A 3330-nucleotide genomic window follows, 5' to 3' on the forward strand; every position below is an offset into this window, starting at 1 on the left:
GGGAGTAACCTTGCGAGCCGCCATGCAGCGTATGCTTGTCGAGGAAGTTTTGCTCGGTCTGGTAGCGGCTGCCGCCAATGGTGAAGCGGCCGTCGCGGATGCGGTTGGCATAGCGGCCGACGACCGCACCGAAGAAGGCCGTATCCGTCTCGTAGCCTTCCAGACTGTCATAGCCGAGCACCAGCGGAGCATCGTGCCCGGTCAGGCGCAAATCCTGGATGATCGCGCCCAGACCGATGATGTTGGCTGTGATGCCGCCGCCCCTGATCGTGAAGCGACGCACCTGCTCGCCAGCCTGCGTCGTGCCGAAAACCTCGCCGTCCTTCATCGCCATGCCCGTAAATGCCAGTTGATCCAGAAGACTTCGGCTGGTTTTTCCATGAGAGATGGGCAGGCCATCGGCCTCCCCATCCCAGGGATAGCCTATCAGAGGCCGAGGCCGCCGATGCAGACATATTTGGTGTCGAGATAATCCTCGATGCCCTGATGCCCGCCTTCCTTGCCGAGGCCGGATTCCTTGACGCCGCCGAACGGCGCCTCCGGCGTGGTGATGAGGCCTTCATTGACCCCGACCATGCCGTATTTCAGCCCTTCCATCACTCGGAAGGCGCGGCCGAGGTCACCGGTGTAGAAGTAGCAGGCAAGGCCGAATTCGGTGTCGTTGGCGAGGGCGACGGCTTCCTCTTCGGTCTCGAACTTGAACACCGGTGCGACCGGGCCAAAGATCTCTTCCTTCATGAAGCGCATCTTGGGTGTCGCGTTGGCGATGACCGTCGGCTGGAAGAACGAACCGCCGAGCGCATGGCGCTTGCCGCCGGCAACGATCTTGCCGCCCTTTGATGTGGCGTCGGCGATCAGTTCCTCGACCTTCTCGACCGCCTTCTCGTCGATCAGCGGCCCCTGCTGCACGCCGTCCTCGAGGCCGGAGCCGACCTTCAGCGCGTTGCTGGCGGCAGCGAGCTTCTCGACGAACTTGTCATAGACACCTGCCTGGACAAGGAAGCGGTTGGTGCAAACGCAGGTCTGGCCGGAATTGCGGTACTTGGCGGTGATGGCGCCGGCGACGGCACGCTCGAGGTCGGCGTCGTCGAAAACGATGAACGGCGCGTTGCCGCCGAGTTCCATCGACACCTTCTTGACGGTGACCGACGACTTCTGGATGAGAAGCTTGCCGACCTCGGTCGAGCCGGTGAAAGTGATCTTCGACACCAGCGGATTGGCGCAGATCTCGTCGCCGATCTCGCTGGCCGAACCGGTCAGGATGTTGACGACGCCCTTGGGGAAACCGACTTCCTCTGCGAGCGCGCCCCAGGCGAGACCCGAATACGGCGTCTGCGACGCAGGCTTGACCACGGCGGTGCAGCCGGCGGCGAGCGCCGGGCCGAGCTTGCGGGCCAGCATCGAGGACGGAAAATTCCACGGCGTGATGGCGGCGATGACGCCAACCGGCTCCTTGGTCACCAGGATGCGGCGGTCCGCCCATGGCGAGGGCACGACGTCGCCATAGGTGCGGCGACCTTCCTCGGCGAACCACAATATGTAGGACGCGGCCGAGCCGATCTCCCCCTTCGATTCGAACAGCGACTTGCCCTGCTCGATGGTCAGCAGTTCGGCCAGTACGTCCTGATTGTCCATCATCGCGTCGTGCAGCTTGCGCAGCAGCTTCGAGCGCTCGAGCGCGGTCGTCTTGCGCCAGGTCTTGAAAGCTTCCGCGGCGGCTTCGATGGCGCGGCGGGTCTCGGCCTTGCCCGACTTCGGCACGGTGCCGATCTTGAGACCGGTGGCAGGGTTGTTGACGTCGACCGTCTGGCCGCTGTCGGCCTGCACCCATTCGCCATTGATGAGATTGGCCTGCCGCATGAAATGGCTGGTTTTCTGAAGCATGCTATCCTCCGTTCGGCGCCCTGACGGGCGGGTCTGTGAAATCTTCGGTGCGCGTGCGCCATGGACTGAGGCCGGCACGCCGGAGCCACTGCTCTTTACCGAGGGCAAGGCACGCAAGCAATCGCAAGATGGCATATAGGGCTTGGGCCAGAGCGAGACGAGAGCAGGCTGACGTGCTTACACCGATGCCTTACCCGAAAACGTACAAGACAACAGTCAGCCAGAACGCGGTGGTGACGGCGGCGCAGGCCGTGGCGAGGGTCATCTGGTTCGACGCCAGCGCCTGGCCGGTGTTGAACTGCACCGCGATCAGATAGGAATTGACGCCGGATGGCATCGCGGCCACCATCACCGCCACCTTGGCCGTCAAGGGCGGCATGCCGAGCAACCAGACGAAGACCAGCACCAGCGCCGGCATCAGGAACAGCTTCAGCACCGAAAGCGCCAACGCCGGCCGGACATTGCCCGATATGCCGAAACGGCGCAGGCTGAGCCCCATGGCGAACAGCGCCACTGGCCCGGCAGTGCCAGCCAGCGTATCGACCAGCCGCGTGGCAAGGTTCGGCAGCGGCGCGCCGGTTAGGCGCCAGGCCAGCCCGGCCAGGATACCGATGATCAGGGGATTGGTGAACAGTCTTCTCAGAAAGCTCTGGACGATGCGCAGCAGGTGTACGGGCTCACTGCCACCGCGGCCAAATATCTCGAACATGATGATCGAAGCCATCATCATGGTCGGCAGATGCACGGAAACGAGCAGCGACAGCACTTCGAATCCCCTCGACCCGAATACGCCGAGAACGAAGGGAATGCCCAGCAGCACCACATTCGAGAAGGACGACGACACTCCACCGACGATGCCTGCGCGTGCGTCCCGCCCGAAGATCCGCGTCGTCACCAGATGGCCGGCAGCCCATGTCATTGCAACCGCCGTGAAGTAAGCGCCCCACAGCGGCCAAGGCGCCACGCCATGGAAGTCGGACTTCACCATCGTCTGGAACAGCAGCAGCGGCATCGCCACGTTGATGGCAAATTCCGAAATCCCCTCGCCGCTCGCCGGCTTCAGATAGCCGGTGAGCCCGGCGAGGTAGCCGAGCGCGACAAGGCTGAAGACGAAAAGAACGGTTTCGGTGAGCGGAGACATTTTTACCGTGAGGGGCGGGTTCCCCGTGATAGGCGAGCCAGGACCGCGACGCAATCGCGCCTGAATTTGATCCTCGTCGGCTGGCAGCGTTATAGAGGGCTTGGATCATCAGGGCGGACACGAACGACAAATGGCCTTTGTCCGACTCTCGAACCTCAGTCTTTTGCAGCGGGCATGGCTGACGGCTTTCGTCGCCGCACTGCTTTGTCTTGCCGCGACCGCGCTTGCAGTTGCCGAGACGAAAAGCGACGCGCGCAGCGTCACCGATCGAGGCCGCATTCACGGCGACGCTGAAGGTATTCACC

At 63.1% G+C, this 3330-nt stretch carries 3 protein-coding genes and 1 pseudogene; 1 reads left to right on the plus strand and 3 read right to left on the minus strand.

Annotation, left to right across the window (positions count from 1 at the left end; genetic code table 11):
* From EN994_RS23710 to EN994_RS23720, 3 genes and pseudogenes are all read right to left on the minus strand, one after another.
* Positions 1-334, minus strand: a pseudogene (locus tag EN994_RS23710) (galactose-1-epimerase); the annotation flags it as partial.
* 92 nt (positions 335-426) lie between these two features.
* Complete coding sequence (locus EN994_RS23715; protein WP_013531228.1) at positions 427-1884, minus strand: NAD-dependent succinate-semialdehyde dehydrogenase; 1458 nt, start codon at positions 1882-1884, stop codon at positions 427-429.
* 190 nt (positions 1885-2074) lie between these two features.
* Entirely contained in the window at positions 2075-3025 is a 951-nt protein-coding gene (locus tag EN994_RS23720) for an AEC family transporter (protein WP_063168175.1), read from the minus strand.
* Positions 3026-3125: 100 nt separating this feature from the next.
* Between EN994_RS23720 and EN994_RS35690 the strand changes: the two genes are divergently transcribed.
* A partial coding sequence (locus EN994_RS35690) for a hypothetical protein (RefSeq protein ID WP_206530474.1) occupies positions 3126-3330 on the plus strand: 205 nt, incomplete at its 3' end.

Origin of the sequence: Mesorhizobium sp. M7A.F.Ca.CA.002.09.1.1, from assembly GCF_003998555.1 — a bacterium.
GTDB classification, from domain to species: Bacteria; Pseudomonadota; Alphaproteobacteria; order Rhizobiales; family Rhizobiaceae; genus Mesorhizobium; species Mesorhizobium ciceri.